Origin of the sequence: Pseudomonas sp. BIGb0558, assembly GCF_024807515.1 — a bacterium.
GTDB lineage: Bacteria > Pseudomonadota > Gammaproteobacteria > Pseudomonadales > Pseudomonadaceae > Aquipseudomonas > Aquipseudomonas yamanorum_A.
In genome coordinates, this window is record NZ_JANUEW010000028.1 from 22,825 (window position 1) to 42,737 (window position 19,913).

The following is a 19,913-nucleotide window of genomic DNA, read 5'->3' on the forward strand; positions in this document are numbered from 1 at the left end:
CCCCTTTTGAGGTGTTCACGATGATTTACCGCACACTGGGCCAGTCCGGGTTGAAGGTCAGCGCACTGACCCTGGGCAGCATGATGTTTGGCGAGCAGACCAGCACCGAGGACTCGCTGCGCATCATCGACAAGGCCTGGGACCAAGGCATCAATTTTATCGACACCGCCGACGTCTACACCGGCGGACGCTCCGAGGAAATCGTCGGTGAAGCCATCGCCCGCCAGCGCCAGGATTGGGTGCTGGCCTCCAAGGTGGGCATCGGCCCGGTGGATGGCCTGCCAAACCGCAGCGGCTTGAACCGCAAGCGGATTTTCAATGCGCTGGAAGCCAGCCTGACGCGCCTCGACACCGATTACCTGGACATCTACTACCTGCACCGTGAAGACCACAACACGCCGCTGGAAGTGACGATCTCGGCGATCGGCGACTTGATCCGCGAAGGCAAGATCCGCCATTGGGGCCTGTCCAACTACCGCGGCTGGCGCATCGCTGAAGTGATCCGCGTGGCCGAACGCCTGGGGGTGGACAAGCCGATCATCAGCCAGCCGCTGTACAACATCGTCAACCGCCAGGCCGAGGTGGAGCAGATCACCGCCGCCGCCGCGTATGGCCTGGGCGTGGTGCCTTACAGCCCGCTGGCCCGTGGCGTGCTCAGCGGCAAATACGCGCCGGACGTGACCCCTGAAGCCGGCAGCCGCGCCGGGCGCCAGGACAAGCGCATCCTGGAAACCGAATGGCGCGTGGAGTCCCTGCGTATCGCCCAGCAGATCCAGCAGTACACCCAGGGCCGCGGCGTAGGGATTGTCGAGTTCGCGATTGCCTGGGTGCTGAATAACTCGGCGGTCAGCTCGGCGATTGTCGGGCCGCGCACCGAGGCACAGTGGGATGCCTACACCGGCGCGCTGGAGGTGAAGATCACGGCGCAAGATGAGGCATTCATTGATTCGCTGGTCACTCCGGGGCATTCCTCGACGCCGGGTTTCAATGACGTGAGCCACTTCGTGTCGGGGCGGATTGCCCGGCCATAACCACGCTTTACGGGAGGATCCGAGAAATCCTCCCGTAAACTGCCCCAAAACAGCGCAAACATCTCACCTTAAAAGCACTATATTCCCTCCCTGAAATCTTCCCTCTTTTGTATAAATCGGTTTTCGCGAGGACAGCGTGTCTAAAGGTGTTGTGTTATCGGTCTTGGCCTCGGTGTTGTTTGCCGTAATGTATTACTTCACGTCGCTGCTCACGCCCTTGAGCGGCCTGGAGATTTTCGGCTGGCGGATGTTGCTGACGGTGCCTTGCATGACCGTGTTCATGGTCGTCAGTGGCGAGTGGCGCCGTGCCTGGGAGTTGGTGCGTCTGGCCGCAGCCAAACCCACGTTGATTGGCGGGCTGGTGCTGTCTTCGGCCTTGCTGGGGGTGCAGTTGTGGCTGTTCATGTGGGCACCGCTCAACGGGCGCAGCCTGGATGTATCCCTGGGGTATTTCCTGCTGCCGTTGACGATGGTGCTCACCGGACGCCTGGTGTATGGCGAACAGTTGTCGCGCCTGCAAAAGGTCGCGGTGTTTTTTGCAGCCTGCGGCGTGCTTAACGAGCTTTATCAGGTAGGCGGTTTCTCTTGGGCCACGCTGGTGGTGATCATCGGTTACCCGATCTACTTCATCGTGCGCAAACGCCTGAAGACCGACCACCTCGGCGGGCTGTGGCTCGATATGGCGCTGATGTTGCCGGTGGCGTTGTGGTTTGTACAAAGCGGCGAGCAGGGTTTTGCCGTGCTCGACGCCCACAAGGGTTTGTACGCCCTGATCCCGATGCTGGGTTTGATCAGTGCTTCGGCGCTGGTGTGCTACATCGTCGCCAGTCGCTTGTTGGCGTTCAGCCTGTTCGGGCTGCTCAGTTATGTGGAGCCGGTGCTGTTGCTCGGCGTGGCATTGCTGCTGGGGGAAAGCATCAAGGCCGGCGAATGGCTGACGTATATCCCGATCTGGCTGGCGGTGATGGTGCTGGTGTTTGAAGGTTTCAAGCACCTGGTTCGCCAGCGCAAGGCCTGATGTGAACCTGTAGGAGCGAGCTTGCTCGCGAAAAACCTGAGAGCAACGCGTTCATCCAGAATGTACGCGTTTTCGTTAACGTTCTTCGCGAGCAAGCTCGCTCCTACAGAAAGCAGGATCAGTCAGCGGTGAGCACACCACGACGTACCTGGTCACGCTCGATGGATTCGAACAGTGCCTTGAAGTTACCCTCGCCGAAGCCGTCGTCGCCCTTGCGCTGGATGAACTCGAAGAACACCGGGCCCATCAGGGTTTCCGAGAAGATCTGCAGCAGCAGGCGCTTGTCGCCCGCCACTGACGAACCGTCCAGCAGGATGCCCCGCGCTTGCAGTTGGTCCACCGGCTCGCCGTGGTTCGGCAGGCGGCCTTCGAGCATTTCGTAGTAGGTATCCGGTGGCGCGGTCATAAAGCGCATGCCGATTTTCTTCAGCGCGTCCCAGGTCTTGACCAGGTCATCGGTGAGGAACGCCACGTGCTGGATGCCCTCGCCATTGAACTGCATCAGGAACTCTTCGATCTGCCCGGCGCCCTTGGACGATTCTTCGTTCAGCGGGATGCGGATCATGCCGTCCGGGGCGCTCATGGCCTTGGAGGTCAGGCCGGTGTATTCGCCCTTGATGTCGAAGTAGCGCGCTTCACGGAAGTTGAACAGCTTCTCGTAGAAGTTCGCCCAGTAGGCCATGCGCCCGCGGTACACGTTGTGGGTCAGGTGATCGATAACCTTCAGGCCGGCACCCACCGGGTTGCGCTCGACGCCTTCGAGGTAGACGAAGTCGATGTCATAGATCGAGCTGCCCTCGCCGAAGCGGTCGATCAGGTACAGCGGCGCACCACCGATACCCTTGATCGCCGGCAGGTTCAGTTCCATCGGGCCGGTTTCGATATGGATGGGCTGGGCGCCCAGTTCCAGCGCCCGGTTGTAGGCCTGTTGCGAATCCTTGACGCGAAACGCCATGCCGCACACCGACGGGCCGTGCTCGGCCGCAAAGTAGGAAGCAATGCTGTTGGGTTCGTTGTTGAGGATCAGGTTGATCTCGCCCTGACGGAACAGGTGCACGTTCTTGGAGCGGTGGGTCGCGACCTTGGTGAAGCCCATGATCTCGAAGATCGGCTCCAGAATGCCCGGGGTTGGCGATGCGAATTCGATGAACTCAAAGCCCATCAGGCCCATTGGGTTTTCGTACAGGTCTGTCATTTTCGGTGCCTCATCATTCTTGTCATTAACGGATGTCGTTAGTTGCCAGCAAGGATGAGGTGGGAAGGAGGCGCACAGGAGATACCCCGCACGCTGCGGGCGAGGAAGTCACCAAAGATGAGGGGGGACCCGAGTAGCTTCATGGTTACATCAGTCTCTTACGGGCGAGGCTTGCGTTAGCGCAAGTCCTTATTCTTGTATGCGTAAATCGATTCTACACAGCGTAAACAGATTTGTCCGTACTCTTATCAAATCCCCATTGCCCTCGCCCGCGCAAGGGGTTTGTTGCACAGGTAGATGCCCAGCAGGATCACCGCCCCGCCCATCAGCATCGGCGTGGTCAGTTGCTCTCCGAGCAGCAAAGCGCCGCAGATGACCGCCGTCAGCGGATTGAGGGCGATAAAAACGCCCGCGCGGGTGGCGCCGATACGGCGCAGGCCATCGTAATAGCCGATATAGGCCAGCGCCGAGCCCAGCACGCCGAGGTACAACAAACTCGTCAGTTGGGGCAGATCGATGGCGCTCAGTGCGGCCACCGTCAACCGGCCCGTCGCCAGCGTGGTGATCGTCAGCATCAGCGTGCCCAGCAGGATCGACCAGGTCACGGTTTGCAACGGCCCGAGGTGTTGGTTGAGGCCGCGGGAGAACAGCGAGTACACGCCCCACCCCACCACACAGCCAAAAATCAGCAGGTCACCGATCCAGGCATTCGCCGCGCCCTGCAACAGCTGTGGGTTACGACTGACAATCACCAGCCCCGCGCCGCCTAGGCACAGCGCGATACCCAGCAGTTTGAGCGGCCCTAAACGCTCCTTGAACAGCAGCCACGACGCCAGGCCAATCACCGCCGGGTTCAACGCCACAATCAGCGATGCCCTCGACGCATTGATGTAATGCAGCCCGTAGAAAAAGCACAGGTTGTAGAAAAAGATCCCGAAAAAACCCAGCACGCTTAATTGCACCCACTGCGCGATGGTCGGGCGCACCAGACGAATACGTACCATGCCCAGGAAGCCCAGCAACGCCAGGCTGGCCAGCACAAAGCGCACGGTCGCCGCCAGCAGCGGGTCCAGGCCTGCGGCCAGATAGCGCCCGGCAACGAAGGTGCCGCCCCAGATCATGGTCACGGCCGCCAGCTTCAGATAGGTGAGACGGTCAGAGGTCGGGTTCATCAGATTTCTACTCAGGAAACACAGGAATGGCTTATTGTTTGGCTAATCCCTTGTCATCGTAAAATGAGTAAATACTCATGACCCTTACCCAGCTTGAAATCTTTTCACTGGTGGCCGAGCTGCAAGGCTTCACCAGCGCCGCCAATCGCCTGGGCATCAGCCAGTCGGCGGTGTCCCACGCAATCAAATCCCTCGAGCAGGAATTGGGTGTGGAATTGATCCGCCGCCATCAGTCCCAGGTGGAACTCAGTGATATCGGCCAACAGCTGCTGTTGCGCGCCCGGGCCATGCTCGGGTTGGCCAATACGCTGCAACAGGAAGCCGCCGATGCCCGCGGGATGAAGCGCGGGACGTTGCGCATCGGCTCTTTCGGGCCCACTTCGTCGATTCGATTGTTGCCCAGGATTCTGCAGCGCTTTGGCCAGTTGCACCCGGGTATTGAGGTGCATGTCGATGAAGGGCCGGATCGGCAGGTAATGCAGTGGCTGGAAGAGCGGCGCATCGATGTGGCGTTCGTGGTGCTGCCCGAGGAGCGCTTCGATACGTTCCCGTTGGTCGAGGACCAACTGGTGGCCCTTCTGCCCGTGAACCATCCTTCAGCCCATCAACCCAGGATCAGTTTGAAGCAGCTATGCAACACCCCGTTTATCCTGACCCAGGCCGGGTCTGCCGAGCTGGTCTCGCGGCTGTTCCTCGGGGCCGGGCTCAAACCGGATATCCGCTACCGCTGCTCGCAGTTGCTGAGCACGCTGGACACTGTGCGGCGCGGCGATGGTGTGACCATCGTTGCCGAGTTGTCACTGCCGCAGACGAACGAACCAGGTTATTTGAAAAAACCCCTGGCACCTGCCGTCAAGCGCCAGGTGGGGCTGGCCGTACTGGATCAACGCCAATCGTCTCCCGCCACCCTGGCGTTTATAAAGCTGGCAACCCAACAGGATTACTCATCGGACGTCCATTCGGCTTGATGGCTTTGTGTTGATCCGTTGTCGTCAATGGCCGTGAAACGGATCCCGGGCTTGTCCCGGGACGGGGCCGCCCCCGTCAAAAGTACGACTTCGGCAGTATACGGTGCGATCATCGGCGGGTCGTCGCTACGGCTTTGAGCGCCATTAGCGGCCAATACAACGCTGGAAAGGGTCACGTAATAGGCGCTGGGATTGCTTACCCCAAGCCTCGGTTCATCCCCCGCAAGCCTGCGCCATTTCAGCCCTTGCGAGGCCTCCAGAACGGACGACGACAATGTATTCGGGCGCAGAAACAATTTGATCCGTGCGCGAAACGCCACTTGCACCGTACTGGCTTCGCCCTCGGGCCTGGGCGGGACACCCAGTACGTTGAGCCAGAACACCGACTCCCTGTCCGTTGGCAGCGCCGTGCCCTCCCCCTTATTGAACATCAGTCGCAACGCCTTGCCTTGACCGGCTTCCATACGCACGATGGGCGGACTCAGGCTAAAGGGAACATCGCTGAGTTCAGGCGCCAACTGCGCATCCCCATCGTCAACCCAGGCTTGTACCAACCGCGGGCCGCTGCTCTCATTTGTCAGATTGACCGTGACCTCCCGCGCCTGCGCCGGATAGACCACACGGGTGCGGTCAATCACGATTTCCGCGCGAGGCAAGCTCGAAAACAGCAGCAGCGCCAGGCCTGATGCAAATCCCGCCGGATTCAAAATCCAGCGCATCAGCGATAGGCCATGGTGAACGTTGCCACCCCGTTTGCCGTGCCCGGGGTAATGCTGGATCCGGTCTGGATATAACGGGCGGTCAGGGGGATAGTGAACGTCCCGTTGCCGGTGCTGCCTGCCAACCATTGGTTGGGGTTACCGATGGCCGAGGAGTCGGCGCCATAGCGGATCAGCGTGGGCCCGCGCAACAGCTGCAACGCCACACCGTCGGCGGTTGAGCCACCGGCCAGGGACAACACGTCGGTACGGTTGGCCGGTTGGGTCTGGTCGGTCACCGTGATCAACACGTCACGGGTACTGCCATCACCCCCGCCGCAGCTCAGGCTGATATTTTCGGTAGTACTGCCCGCATTGCTGCCGACCCCTCGGAATGCGGTAGTAGAAACCGTCCCCAGCGACATTCGCACCGATGGCGTCGACACGCTGCAGGTGGGCTTGCGGGGCGCTCTGAAGTCAATGCTTGGAAGCCTGGTCTCGTGAGTAGAGCCACCGGTCGAAGCTTCCAGGGAAAAGAACCCTAAAAACCCGCCATCATACGTTCCGCCAGTGGTCGGACCGGTAAGCACCATGTAAACAACAGCCTTGAACCCCCAAACGCCAAGCCGATTACCGGTTGTATGCAACGGTGGGTTCAAGAATGGACCGACGGCCACGTAACCACCGTTTGTATCTGCAGCCCTCACTGCGAAACCAATACCGGGTATTCCACTGGAGATAATCGGCATTCGTAGCCCGGAGTGGCTGAGGAACTGGCCTGAATCAAAGCCGTTCAGCCGGTAGCGGGAGCTGCGGATAATCCAATCGTCATATCCCGTACACCTTATGGCGTCGACCATGTCGAAACTGTACCCATTAGTATTTCCGATAACCTGGCCCACGACCGCGTTTGCAGGTATATCCACTGTCGCAGGGGTGGACACGGTGAGGCTTGGCCCACGTGAGCAGGTAGCAATCCCATAAGCCGTGTTGGACAGCAGTGCTCCGCTGAGCAACAACATACTGGAGGACATGCACCACGCCATACCACCCGGCCTTTTATACCCTCTGGGCCGCGCTAACTGCCACCACAGCCTCGTGAACATCACGCAGCAAAAACGAATAAGCATTTTTCCATATCCCCCAAAACGGTTTGAATCGCTCAATAAGCTCGCCATCGTCACAGCCCGGTCAACACATGGGAGCCAGGCGAAGCGACACACTGCCCTTGCAGAAGATCAGTGTTTGCCTGACGCTCGCCCTTGAGCTGCGGTGGCATTTGGTAGTTGATGTGGCACTGCCCGTCAGCCGCCGAACTCCACTTGACCAGCAGCACTCCGCTGTCCGCGATCCCGCGCACAAACGCCTTGCTGGCCTGACCGACCACGCCCACTTCACGGCCCTGCTCATCGAACACTTGGGCGGCGAATGGCAGTGGCTGGCCGTTTTTCTGCGTGGCCTTGAGTATCACGGCGCGCCCACTGATGGTTTCGAAGGTGATCAATGTCACTGCGCCCAACGTCGGGGCCACCGTCTGGGTTGACTCCTTCAACTCCACATCCAGGGCGGTGCCTTCGGGGTCGATCTCAACCACGTTGTTCTGGAAAGCCCTGAGTGACGGCACGACTGCGTAGCCGCTGCTGTCGATACGAGTACCGCCAGCGCCGCCCAGCATCGCGCCTTCGGCATTCGGTGCATGAACCAGCGTCGAGGCCTCCCCCAGGCTTTGGGACAAGGTCATGCCACCCGCGTGAGCAACAACAGCGCCATCGGCACTGAAGGACAACTGAGAACTGTCCCTGCTCTGGCCATACCCCGCCCGCAAGTTGGCCGCACGCGTGCGGTAGCCCGCATACGTATTGACATCGCTGGAGCTACTACCCCCGCTGGTACTGCGGTTAGCCGAAACCCCATAGCTGCCTTCGGCATTTTCCCCGTACAAACCGTTGATCCCCACTTGCTGCTGGGTGCCGCGGGACGAACCGGTGTCACGGGATAACGTGGTATTGATACTGGGCGATTTGAAATCACTGCCCAATGGCATCGACAGGGACAGCATGAAGCGATTGTCGATGCGACCCTGTTGCGCGGTGCGCCCAAAAAACACCTCGTCAGCAAGTTCACCATCAGTCAGTTGGCGGGTGTCCTCGATCCGCGAACGCTGGGCCGAAAGGTTCCAATTGACTTTTTTCCAAGTCGCCCCGTAGCCCACCGTAAACGAGGTCTGGCGTCCTTGCTGCTGCCCCCAGTAATCGACCGAGCTGCCATACAGGCTCAACGTACCGTCCCCCAGTTTTTGGCTGACGGTCAGGTCAATACGGCTTTTCTGACGGGCATAGCCATTGATGTCTTCGTCCCGGCGCCCGAGATCACGCACGTTGATCGCATCAGGCAAGCTGAGAAAACCGTCGGACGAAAAACGATAGGCCCCCAGCAAAAAATGCGTACCCGAGCTCGGCAGGTTCTTGTTGTAGCCCAGGCCAAAGCTGTGGCCGGACAAATTGCCCTGTCCCGGCACGCCCGTTCGCGAGCCACTGCCGTCGAGGGAAAACGCGCCGAGAGGCGTACTCACCGCCACACCGACCTTGCCCTGGTTATAACCCTCGGAAAATGAGCCGCCGCCATACAGCGTCACCTCGTCGGTCAGGCCTCGCTGTAAGGTGCCCTGGAACACCGACGGGGCTTTACCTTCGATCCCCCGCTGCTGTACCTCGCCCAAGGTTGCGCTGTATCGGATGGCGTCGGCACGCAACAACTGTGGGGTCACAGAATATGGCACTACAAAGGTGTTCCGGCGCCCGTCCACTTCGGTCACGCTGACGGTCAGGTCGCCGCCGGAGCCAGTGGCAAACAAATCACTGATGACAAAGGGACCTGGAGCAACCTTGGTTTCATAAATGGTGTAACCGTTCTGGCTGACCGTGACAGTGGCATTGCTGCTTGCCACACCACGAACCTGCGGCGCATAGCCTTGTTGCGATTGCGGCAACATGCGCTCATCGGTCGCCAGGGTCACGCCGCGTATGCGCACGCCGTCGAGAATCTGCCCACTGCTGAAGCTGTCGCCAATGGTCAGCTGTGACTTCCAGGGAGCGATGCTGCGCTGCACGTAGGTCGCGGTATTTTGATAAGGCTGCAAGCCAGTGCGAGAGTTTTGACTCAGAGCTCCCTGGTGCCGCAAACGCCAACTGCCCAGGTTAACGCCCGTATTGAGCCCCAGGTAGGATCGATCGTCTACGTTGCCCGAGGTGCGGGCCGACGTACTGAAGTTGTAGTTGAGCAAGCCGGCGGTGACGCCGTCATCCCAATAGGCCGGATCGACATAATCCCGGGCGGATTGCTTGAGGTAGAGCTGCGGAACGCTGGCAGACCGCTCCAGCGCAGATGCATCAAAATTGCTGCTGGCCAGTGGAATCCATTGCCCCAGGTCGCCGCAGAGCGCGCCGTCCAGACGCGGGCTGGTTTTCACGTCAAGGCCGGCGTCGCGCTCAACGTTGTCCCACGCAATACCCAACTGCTCCAGCATTTGCCGGGAAAAACAGGGCACGGCGCCACTTTTCGTATCGAGGGCGATAAAGTCGACATCGCGGCGCCCCACGCGCTGACCGTTGACGATGATATCAACGCGGTAAACACCAGGGCTCATGACGTTGCTGGTATTGAAACGGGACATGTCCACCGTGGCCGCCGTACCGCCGGAGAACGCTCCCAGATCAAAGGTCGGCGTGGTCGCAAAAGCCATCTCGGAGTAGATCAATACCGCGCCGAACAGCCCGCCAAGCATCAACCTTCCAGGTTTGAAGGGCAAAACCGGGGCGCAACGATATACCCGTAGTTGAACGTAATTTGGCATAGTCAAAACTTCAGAAGGGGCTTAGAGCAATCTGTGCGACATCGAGCGATGCGTGCAGCCATCCAACCGACGTCAACAGCCGTCTGTTCACGCTCAAAATTGCAGCGCAGCTCGCTGGGTGGGTGAAAAGGCACCGTAGTCATTGATGTACTTGAAATGCACTTGAGCACTGGGAGGGATGACGGCTACCGCCTCGCGAACCGGCAGGCTCAGCGTGCCGCCTGGCTCGACCATCTGCGCGTCGACCGGGAGCACTCTGGCGCCAGGCCCGGCTCCCATGGCCAAGGCAATTTCATTGAACGTCACGTGGTACGCCGAAGGGTTGTGTACCTGCAGTAACACGCCCTTGGCGCTGCGCTGCAGGGCGAAACGCAGTTGGCCAGGAGCTGTGTCTGCATTGCCGGGCAAACCGGTCGGCCGGAAGAACACCTTGGTGCGTATACGGAAGGCGAATTGCAGGTGATTGCGGTCGCCCTCTTCGGTTACCGGGTCGAATTCGTTAATCCGGGGCGGCACCTCCAACACATTCAACCAGAACAGAGACTCTCGGTCGGCGGGCAATGGAGCCTTGTTGTAGGCCAGGCGCATCGCCTGACTTTTCCCCGCATCCAGGCGAAACACCGGTGGCGAAAGACTAAAGGGGGCTTCGTTCAGCTCACGAGCCTGATGTGCATCACCGCCATCGACCCACGCTTGTACCAGCCGAGGTGTGTGCTGATCATCATTGGTCAACTGGATCGTGATCTCACGGCGCTGCTCTGGATAAACCTGCCGTGTGCCGTTGATGATGACCCCGGCAGAGGCAAGCTGGGTGGCCTGGCTCAGACTGAAACCCAATACAACTCGCATCAGCAAACGGCTGCATGTCGTTGAGAGATTGAACATTGTTTATTCCTTGATAGGCTCTTGTCTGCACCCGGCAATCGCACCGGGTGAGAACTTCAGGCAAAAAACGCAGGGGCAATCAGCCCGGCCTGATCAAGGAAACGTAACGGAGTACTGCACACTGGTACTGACCAACCCAGCGCCCGCGGGCCCACCGGTGGCGATATAGCGTGCTGTGAAAGGCAGCGTCGCCAGGCCGCCGGTGACGGTTGCAGGCGTCGAATTGAGACCCGAGCGCAAGTCGATGGGTGTGTTCACGGCACTGTCGACAATCTGTACTTCTACGTTGGTCGCCGGAGTTGCCGCTGCGACGTTACGTAGGTTGCCGGTGCCCGGATTGATGTTCGGGCTGCTTGCCTCGTACAACACAGCAACTACAGTTCCATCCGGGCATGTTGCGTTACCACCGACGTACACGAAGAACGGTTTTGCCCCGGCGGTTTGACCAGCAGCCGCAAGGGCTGAGGTCTGGACGCTTGACAGCACGACGGGGAAGTTGGCTCCCGTACCTGGAGAGGCACCGGTACCGCCGCTGATCGTGCACGTAGTGCCTTTAACCTCGCCGGAAATCGTGATGGTTCCGTCCGCCGCAGACACAGCAGTGGCCATTACCCCAGAAGTTGCCAGTAATGCCATTGCCAATAGTTGTTTCTTCATCATCAACGCTTCCTTAAGAAAATGGGCTAACGAAAGCGGCCCAAGACAACGTCGTCCTTTGGTCACACCTTCGTAGCCTTCTGTGGGGAGCACGCTGAGATTCGATCCATACAAAGTCTCATCAAATTGTTTCGCGCCTGCGCCTCAACTATTCCGCTTCGGTTTCAACGGGCGCCAGCGCATGGCTCAGGGATGCGCCATTGTCATCGAGGGTCGTGAATTGATCCTCGACCTGCCCTGCCGGCCCTGCGGCGGTGAGCGTCAGCGTGGCGCTGGAGCGCGGTGTCAACATTGGAGGGAGGTCGTTGCGCCAGGTACGGCCTTCGCGGTTCAGCACCACAGAAGACAAGGTGATGAAATAGTCGCCCGGATTGCTCACGTGCAACGAGCGGCCCTGCCACGTCCAACGCAAGGCTGCGGGTGCGTCCGCCACGGCGCCCGGCAAGCTTTCGGGGCGTAAAAACAGCTTGATCCGGGTGCGAAAGGCCAGGCTCAGGTGGTTGCTTTCACCGGCCGGCGGCGCTGGCCGGATCACCAGGACATTGAGCCAGTACAACGACTCCGTGGTGAGGCGTGGCTGATCGGGCTCCGACGTATGGATCAGGCGCAACGCCTGCCCCGCTCCGGCCTCCACCCGCAAGAGGGGCTGCACCACCAGAAACGGCACATCGCTGGACTCAGGCCGCGCCATGGCATCACCCGCGTCGATCCACACCTGCACCAGCCTCGGCTCAAGCGCCTCGTTCGTCAGGCTGAGGGTCATCTCCCGGGCCTGTTGGGGGTATACCACCCGGGTGCGGTCAATGACGACATCTGCCGATGTTTGGGTACTGGCCAACAGGGATGCCGTGACCAGCAATACCCTGATGTTCATCAGCGATAACTCAGGGTGAAGGTCGCAACACCATTGGCGCTGCCCGGAGTGATGTTGTCCCGGGTTTGAATGTAGCGAGCGGTCAGCGGGATACGCAGGGCACCGTTGCCAATGCTGCCCGCCAGCCATTGGTTAGGGTTGCCCTCGGAAGCCGAGTCGGCGCCGTACAGGATCAATTGCCCGCCACTCAATAATTGCAGGCCGACCCCCGTCGCCTTCGACGCAGGCGACAACGACAAAACACCGCTGCGGTTGGTGGGCGCGGTCTGGTCGGTCACGGTAATCAATACATCAGTGGTCCGCTCTTCGGTGGCCCCCGCGCAGTTGATCACCAGGTTATCGGTCACGGAGCCGGCATGGCTGCCAACCCCTTTGAAGTCTCTCCTGGCCACCACGCCCAACGCCAGGGTGAGCGTCCTGGTGCTGACGCTGCAGGTCGGTTTTATCAGTGCCGCGATCACTGCATTGCCCAGGTTCACGGCGAGAAACCCCGGCCCGCTGACGTCCGCAGGGCTGACCGTAAACCTGGCAATCGTGCGAGGGCCCAGCGTGCCCCCCGACACCTGCCCGGTGACCACCAGGTAGAGGCGCCCCTTCAAGCCCCAGGTTCCCGGCTTGCGCTGAGGCGCAATGTGCAACTTGATCGGGCTATCGGAGATGGCCCTCAACGGCGTGTTCGGGTCTTGTGCCGCAATGGCGAATCCCAGCCCGGGAATGTTGCTCGCAAACACTGGCATAACCAGCCCCAGGGCGCGGTAGGTCTGCCCTGTGGCCGGGCTGTTGACGACGGCCAGGGACGACGCCTCGGCTATCTGGATCAGCCAGTTGGGGTAGGTGCAACCCATGGCATGTGTGGTACCGAAGGGAAACTGGCCGATGGCGTCTCCCACCTTCGCGTCAGCCGGCACCTTGATCGTGGGAAGAGAGAGGTTGATGTCGGTACCGGGAGTGCATTGGGCCTTCTCGGCGGCCTGTGACATGCCCATCACACCCAACAAGAACAGGCCGATAAACAGCCTCATGATTGAGTCACCCTGCACTGTCCCTGCACTTGATCCACCTGGCTCTGTCGCCCGCTGCCGGCAGGCGGTAACCGATAGAGGATGGCGCATTGATCAGTGGATTTTTCGCCCCACTTCACAGTCAACGTGCCCTGGTCGGCGATACCGCGCACAAAGGCCTTGCTGGCCTGGCCGATCACCCCCACTTCGTTGCCCTGTTCATCAAACACCTGCGCGGCAAACGGCAATGGCTCCCCCCGCTCCCGGCGGGCCTTGACCACCACCGCACGCCCGACAACCGTCTTGAAGATCACCCGCGTCACCGCTCCCAGGGTCGGTACCACGTCCTGTGTGGTCTGCGTCAGTTCCACATCCTGCGCGGTGCCATCGGGGTCGATGCCCACCGTATTGGCCTGGTAGGCGCGCAGCGAAGGCACCACCGCGTAGCCGCGCCGATCGACCCGCACGTTGCCACTGTTCAGCAACGCGCCCTGGGCATCCGGCACATGCACCAGCGCCGCCGCTTCACCCAGGTAGTGGGAGAAGGTCAGGCCACCGTCATGCACAATCAACCCGCCGTCAGCATTGAACGACAATTGGCTGTTGCCGCCCGCCTGCCCATAGCCCATGCGCACATTGGCCGTGCTGGCGTGGTAACCCACGTTGGCACTGGCCGAGCGCTGGGCGCCACCTGCGTCAGCCGCATTACTGGCAGACACCCCGTAGTTGATCGCCCCGGCGTCATCCAGCACACCGCTGATGCCCAGTTGCTGCTGACGGCTTGAGGATTCGCCGCGGCTTGCGGACAGGGTCGTACTCAGGCTCGGCGCACGCACGCCGCTGCCCAGCGGCATGGACAACGTCAGCAACAGGCGATTGTCTACCTGGCCGCCGCCGGGTGTGCGCTCATCCCGCAGCCCGGTATGCTGACGGTACTCCTCGACCCGCGAGCGCTGGGCCGAGAGGTTCCAGCTGACCTGGCGCCAGGCGGCGCCGTAACTCACACTCAGGGACGTTTCACGCCCTTGCCGGCGGTTCCAGTAATCGGTCGAGCTGACGGAAAAGCCCAGCGCGCCGAGGCCGACCTGCTGGCTCACACTCAGGTCAAGCCGGCTTTTCTGCCGGGCATAGGCGTCGATATCCCCTTGCTGGCGGCCCAGTTCGCGCACGTTCATGGCATCCGTCAGGTTCAAGTAACCCACGGTGGAAAAACGATAGGCACCCACCGTGAAATGGGTACCGGTTTGCGTGAGGTTCTTGTTGTAGCTCACACCGAGGTTTTGCCCGGTCAGCACGCCATGCCCGGGAATGTGGGCGCGTGAATCCGTGAGGTCCACGGAAAACGCCCCCCAACCGGTGCCGAACGCCACACCTGCATTGCCCTGGATATAACCCTGGGACAGACTCGCGCCGCCATACACCGTCAAGCGGTCGAGCAGGCCATGCTGGAGCGTGCCCTGAAAGGCCAGTGGCGCACCGCCTTCAATGCCACTGTGACGGACTTCACCCAGCGCCAGGCTGTAGCGCGTGACCTCGCTGCGCAACAGGTGTGGCGCGACGGAAAAGGGCACGGTGTACACGGTTTTGCGGCCATCCACTTCGCTGACCGTGACGGTCAGGTCGCCGCCACTGCCGGTGGGGAACAGGTCATCAATGACAAACGGGCCGGGCGCAACGCTGGTCTCATAGATCGTGTAACCATTCTGACTGACACGCACCGTCGCCTGAGTGTCGGCAATGCCTCGCACCACGGGCGCATACCCTTGCTGCGAGGGCGCGACCATCTGATCGTCACTGCTCAGGCTGATCCCCCGCAGGCGAGTGCTGTCGAGAACCTGGCCACTGCTGAAGCTGTCCCCCAGCGTCAGGCGCGACTGCCACGCCGCAAGGTTGCGTTGCAGGTAGGTCGACGTGTTCTGATACGTCGCCCGCCCGTGGCGGGAGTCCCATGACTGGGCGCCCTGGTGACGCAACCGCCAGTGCCCGAGGTTAAGACCGCTGTTGAGCCCCAGGTAGGCATGATCCTCGCCCGTGCCGCGGGTTGTGGTCGAACTGCTGAAGTTGTAGCTGAGCAAGCCGGCGGTGATGCCCTCGTCCCAGCGGGCCGGATCCACCGCGCCACGGGCGGCGGCGTTCATGTAGACCTGCGGCACACTGATCGCCAGCGTCAGTGCCGCCGAATCAAAGGTGCTGACGGCCATCGGGATTCGACTGCCCAAGTCGCCGCACAGCGGGCCGGGCACAGGCACTGGCTCGACCTTGCCGCGAACCACCCCCAGGCGCTCGAGCAACGGCCAGTCCAGACACGGCACGGCGCCCTCCTGATGCGGCTCGGCGATAAAATCCAACTCGTGACGCCCCGCGCTCTGGCCGTTGATGGCAAGGTCGACACGGTACTGGCCGGGGCCCAGGTTGTTACGACGATTGAAGCGAGACACATCGACGCCAGGGGTCGTTCCCCCCGAAAACGCGTCAAGGTCGAACATCGCCGCAGACGCCGGCACCTTCGGGCAGAACAACAGGCCGCAGATACCACTGAGTACCGCGGGTGCAGAAAGAGAACGGGGTTGGGTTCGGATCCGCATAAATCAGGGCTTCAGGTGACTGTCGTTAAAGGAGGCCTGCCGAGGCGCAGAGAACCCGCCGAAATCATTGATGTACTGAAACTGCACCTGCGCGCCGGTCGGCAACTCGCCCAAGGTGCCGGGCAGTGCCAGATCCAGGCTGGCGTACGGCGCGACCATGCCTTGGTGCTCGGTGGGCATTCGCCCGGCGCCCGTCACCAGCGCCACTTCGTGAAAGGTCACGTAGTAGGGTGTGGGGTTGTGCACCCGCAGCAGCGCCGGGCGGCCTGCCAATACACGCCACTGCAGTTGGTCCGCCGCGTCGTGGGCAGTGCCGGGTAAATCCTGCGGGCGGAAAAACACCTTGGTGCGAATGCGAAACGCAAAGCGCACCTGGTTCGCGTCCGCCTGAGCCCCAGCACCGTTGGGCGGCACTTCCAGCACGTTCAGCCAGAACACGGACTCCCTGTCCGATGGTAATGGCTCACGGGTGTACGCCAGGCGTATGGCCTGGCTTTTACCGGGGTCGACGCGAAATACCGGCGGGGAAATGCTGAACGGCACCTCGCTGCGTTCGGCGGCGGCCTGGGGGTCGCCACCGTCCATCCACACCTGCACCAGGCGCGGGGCCGATGCATCGTCGTTGGTGACCTGGACGGTGATCTCCCGTCGCGGCTCCGGATAAATCTGCCGGGTGCCATTGATCACAATGCCCGCCTGCGCAACACCCATGGTCAGGCAAAACAGCACGATGCCGGCTGGAAGGCTTGATAGAGCGAACATGGTCGGTCCTCTCGGTCAAGGCAGGTTTACGGGTAAGTCACCCAATACTGCACTTCGGTCTTGAAGGCACCGGGACCCGCCACGCCGCCATGGGCCACGTAACGTGCCGCGAACGGTACCGTCGCCTTGCCTCCGGTAACCGTGGCAACCGTTGAGGCCTGGCCTTTGCCCAGGTCTATGGGGGTGTTCGCCACCGTGTCGATAATTTGCACTTCCACGTTCGCTGCTGCCGGGGCCGCGGCCGTGTTGCTCAAATTACCGGTAACCGGGTTGATGGCCGGGCTGCTGCGCTCAAACAACACCGCGACCTTGGTGTTGTCGGCGCAGGTACCCGCCGCCCCGCCCACAGAGATAAAGAAATCCTTGGATGGGCTTGCCCCGCCGGCCAGGGAGCCGGCCTGGACGTTGTCCAGTGCCACCACAAAGTCTGCACCTGAGCCCGCAGTGCCACTGGTGCCACTGCTAATGGTGCAGGTGCTGGCCTTGATTTCGCCGGTCAGGGTGATCGTTCCATCGGCCGCACTCAGGGAGCCGGAAACAAGCGCAGCGGCCATTAATAAACGGGCCAAGCCGGATACATGTTTTTTCATGACGCAGGTATTCCTCATTCATTGAAGTAAGTGCCCCGAGTGACCTGACAAACAGGCAGGCGAAGGCCTTGCGCGAAACATTCGATCGCGAGGGCTGCTCAACTGGGGACTGGGGGTCGTGGCACGTGCAGAGGCCACACAAAACGCCCGACGTACGTTATTGCAACGCACGACGAGAGCCGTTTGACGTAGGTGCATCCAGGACACGGGATGAACAACGTCACTTTGTTATTAGGCGGGATACAAGTCCGAGCACTTTTGCAACAGACTGGGCACCTGCAGAGGGCGCCAAATATGTTGCAAAGTATGCAACGGTCAAAAAACGCTCACAACTGACCGAATGGCTAGGTGCACCTCAAATTGCCTGCCGAACATGCTTATTTGACCAACGCCATCTATCATCCTGGCTTACTGTCCGTCCCTCACTCGGGGGCTTTTTTCTTTCGCCACAGGCTGCCCCATGCCACTCACCGTCAAAGGCCCGCGAAAAGCCTCCACGCGCCACCTGATCACCTTGCTCAGCGGCGCACTGCCGATCTTGCTGGGCGTGCTTATTCTGTACTGGCAAGCCGGCCGCACCCTGGAAAACAGCACAGCGCAAACCGCCATCGAGGCCGTGCGCCAGTTTGACCTGATGCTCGACAACACCGCCCTCGCTGCCCAGGAACTGCTGCCACTGGCCGGTCATGAATGTGATAACCCGACACAACTGGCACTGCGCGAACAAGTCACCCGGCGCCCTTTCGTGCGCGCCACCACCTTGTCCTGGCAGCGAAACATTTATTGCAGCTCGTTGTTTGGCGGCAACTACCAGTCGCCGGTCAATCCTGAGGACTACATCGACGGCCGGCTCTGGCTGATGAAAGGCAACCCGGTCACGCCCGACACTGCCTTGCTGGTGTACCGCCTCACCGAGGGTGACCGGGGCGCCTTTGCCTCCATCGATGGCTACCACTTGACCAACGCCTTGCGCCTGATCAGCCGCTACGCCGACCTGGTGTTGCAGGTAGGGTCCAACTGGCTGGCATCGGATGGCAAGGTGCACAACACGGCCCTGCCAACGTTCGCCGTGGCCCAGCATCATCTGGATTCCAAGCGGTATACCTACAGCGTGGAGGCCGGGATGCCGGAAGGCGAAACCTGGCGCTACATGAAAGCGCGGTATCCGGCTCTGTTCGTTCTGGTAGTGTTTTTCGGCGTACTGGCGGGCATCCTCGCTCACTGGCTGCAAAAGCGCTCATCCGCGCCGACCCTGGAACTGCAACGTGCCCTGGGCGCCAATGAGTTCGTGCCCTACTACCAGCCAGTGGTGCGGGGTGACAGCATTCGCCAGTGGGCCGGCTGTGAAGTGCTGATGCGCTGGAATCACCCCAAGGAAGGCCTGGTGCGCCCTGACCTGTTCATTCCCCTGGCCGAACATTCCGGCCTGATCGTGCCCATGACCCGCGCCTTGATGCGCCAGACGGCCCTGCAACTGGCACCTCACGCCGCTCAATTCGCTGATGGCTTTCATATCGGCGTCAACATTACCGCGCGCCATTGCCATGACCTGGAACTGGTGGAGGACTGCCGGGAGTTCCTCGCCGCATTCCCGCCGGGCAAGGTGATCCTGGTGCTTGAGTTGACCGAACGTGAGTTGATCGAGCCCACCGACATCACCCGCCAGTTGTTCCAGGCGCTGCACGAAATGGGGGTGATGATTGCGATCGATGACTTCGGCACCGGCCATTCAAGCCTGGGTTATTTGCGCAACTTCAATGTCGATTACTTGAAGATAGATCAAAGCTTTGTGGCGATGATCGGTGTTGATGCACTCTCGCGGCATATACTCGACAGCATCATTGAACTGTCCGCCAAACTGGACCTGGGCATCGTGGCAGAAGGCGTCGAAACACAAGAGCAATGCGACTATCTTACCGCTCAAGGTGTAGATTTCTTGCAAGGTTACCTGTTTGGCAAGCCTGTCCCTTGTGATGAGTTCATTAGATTCCTGAACGGTCATTGAATAGCCCGCCACTTCTACGGAAATATTGTTATTTATACAAAAGACATGATTTACTCATGGCTGATTAACTACTACAATTTTTCCTGCCTGTGCTGAATTGGCAGGAGGGCCACTTTCACTGAGTCGCCTTAAGGCTCTTGGCTTATCGCTTTGTTTGCAGTAGATATCAGCCAAATACACTATTGGAGTATAGATTTTGTCCAGACTCGCCGAATTTCGCGCAGCAGAAAAAGCCCTTCAAGAGCAGCTTGCCCAGCTGGAATCCCTGAAGAACGATGCTGGCCTGAAGAAAGAAATCGAATTCGAAGAAAAGCTGCAAGGGCTGATGAAAACCTACGGCAAAAGCCTGCGCGACATCATCTCCATCCTGGATCCTAACCCGGGCAAGTCCGGCGCTTCCGTCGCCGCAGCACCCAAACAGCGCCGTGCACGTGTGGTCAAGGTTTACCACAACCCGCACACTGGCGAACTGATCGAAACCAAAGGCGGCAATCACCGCGGCCTGAAGGCATGGAAAGAACAGTACGGCGCAGCCACTGTAGATTCCTGGCTTCGCGGCTAATGCTTTCCAGCTAGTACAAACGCACTAACCAAAGCCCCGCAGATGCGGGGCTTTTTT

General features: G+C 60.4%; 17 protein-coding genes. 5 read left to right on the forward strand and 12 right to left on the reverse strand.

Annotation, left to right across the window (positions count from 1 at the left end):
* Positions 1–20: 20 nt before the first annotated feature.
* A complete protein-coding gene (locus tag M2400_RS25160) occupies positions 21–1,031 on the forward strand; it encodes an aldo/keto reductase (RefSeq protein ID WP_177121389.1) in 1,011 nt (336 codons plus the stop codon).
* A 136-nt stretch (positions 1,032–1,167) separates the two neighbouring features.
* Positions 1,168–2,049 (forward strand): EamA family transporter RarD, encoded by an 882-nt coding sequence (gene rarD / locus M2400_RS25165; protein WP_177046382.1) that lies wholly within the window; start codon positions 1,168–1,170, stop codon positions 2,047–2,049.
* A gap of 118 nt (positions 2,050–2,167) precedes the next feature.
* On the opposite strand, the gene hppD is transcribed toward rarD, so the two are convergent.
* Together hppD and M2400_RS25175 are read right to left on the reverse strand one after the other, a co-directional pair.
* Positions 2,168–3,244: a 4-hydroxyphenylpyruvate dioxygenase gene (gene hppD, locus M2400_RS25170; protein WP_177046384.1), complete on the reverse strand. Its 1,077-nt coding sequence runs from the start codon at positions 3,242–3,244 to the stop codon at positions 2,168–2,170.
* Between the two features lie 248 nt (positions 3,245–3,492).
* A complete protein-coding gene (locus M2400_RS25175; RefSeq protein ID WP_259198861.1) occupies positions 3,493–4,416 on the reverse strand; it encodes a DMT family transporter in 924 nt (307 codons plus the stop codon).
* A 77-nt stretch (positions 4,417–4,493) separates the two neighbouring features.
* Between M2400_RS25175 and M2400_RS25180 the strand changes: the two genes are divergently transcribed.
* Positions 4,494–5,384, forward strand: a complete 891-nt coding sequence (locus M2400_RS25180; RefSeq protein WP_259198860.1) for a LysR family transcriptional regulator — start codon at positions 4,494–4,496, stop codon at positions 5,382–5,384.
* Here the strand turns inward: M2400_RS25180 and M2400_RS25185 are convergent.
* From M2400_RS25185 to M2400_RS25230, 10 genes are all read right to left on the reverse strand, one after another.
* Entirely contained in the window at positions 5,357–6,103 is a 747-nt protein-coding gene (locus tag M2400_RS25185) for a molecular chaperone (RefSeq protein WP_259198859.1), read from the reverse strand. The genes M2400_RS25180 and M2400_RS25185 overlap by 28 nt on opposite strands.
* Entirely contained in the window at positions 6,103–7,260 is a 1,158-nt protein-coding gene (locus M2400_RS33435; protein ID WP_310503562.1) for a fimbrial protein, read from the reverse strand. Before M2400_RS33435 ends, M2400_RS25185 begins: the two co-directional genes overlap by 1 nt.
* Positions 7,261–7,262: 2 nt before the next feature.
* Entirely contained in the window at positions 7,263–9,866 is a 2,604-nt protein-coding gene (locus M2400_RS25195; protein ID WP_259198857.1) for a fimbria/pilus outer membrane usher protein, read from the reverse strand.
* Positions 9,867–10,028: 162 nt separating this feature from the next.
* On the reverse strand, positions 10,029–10,820 hold the full coding sequence (locus M2400_RS25200) for a molecular chaperone (protein ID WP_259198856.1): 792 nt from the start codon (positions 10,818–10,820) through the stop codon (positions 10,029–10,031).
* A 93-nt stretch (positions 10,821–10,913) separates the two neighbouring features.
* Positions 10,914–11,480, reverse strand: a complete 567-nt coding sequence (locus tag M2400_RS25205) for a fimbrial protein (RefSeq protein ID WP_177046397.1) — start codon at positions 11,478–11,480, stop codon at positions 10,914–10,916.
* Positions 11,481–11,625: 145 nt separating this feature from the next.
* On the reverse strand, positions 11,626–12,351 hold the full coding sequence (locus tag M2400_RS25210) for a molecular chaperone (RefSeq protein ID WP_259198855.1): 726 nt from the start codon (positions 12,349–12,351) through the stop codon (positions 11,626–11,628).
* A complete protein-coding gene (locus M2400_RS25215; RefSeq protein WP_259198854.1) occupies positions 12,351–13,373 on the reverse strand; it encodes a fimbrial protein in 1,023 nt (340 codons plus the stop codon). Before M2400_RS25215 ends, M2400_RS25210 begins: the two co-directional genes overlap by 1 nt.
* Complete coding sequence (locus M2400_RS25220) at positions 13,370–15,937, reverse strand: fimbria/pilus outer membrane usher protein (RefSeq protein WP_259198853.1); 2,568 nt, start codon at positions 15,935–15,937, stop codon at positions 13,370–13,372. Before M2400_RS25220 ends, M2400_RS25215 begins: the two co-directional genes overlap by 4 nt.
* A 3-nt stretch (positions 15,938–15,940) precedes the next feature.
* Positions 15,941–16,699 carry a molecular chaperone gene (locus M2400_RS25225; protein WP_177079768.1) on the reverse strand — a complete coding sequence of 253 codons (759 nt, stop codon included), beginning with the start codon at positions 16,697–16,699 and terminating at the stop codon, positions 15,941–15,943.
* A gap of 26 nt (positions 16,700–16,725) precedes the next feature.
* Positions 16,726–17,289, reverse strand: coding sequence for a fimbrial protein (locus M2400_RS25230; RefSeq protein WP_259198852.1), 564 nt, complete (start codon positions 17,287–17,289; stop codon positions 16,726–16,728).
* A gap of 460 nt (positions 17,290–17,749) precedes the next feature.
* Between M2400_RS25230 and M2400_RS25235 the strand changes: the two genes are divergently transcribed.
* Entirely contained in the window at positions 17,750–19,294 is a 1,545-nt protein-coding gene (locus M2400_RS25235; RefSeq protein ID WP_259198851.1) for an EAL domain-containing protein, read from the forward strand.
* Positions 19,295–19,490: 196 nt separating this feature from the next.
* Entirely contained in the window at positions 19,491–19,856 is a 366-nt protein-coding gene (locus M2400_RS25240) for a histone-like nucleoid-structuring protein, MvaT/MvaU family (RefSeq protein ID WP_003212570.1), read from the forward strand.
* The last annotated feature ends 57 nt before the right edge of the window (positions 19,857–19,913 follow it).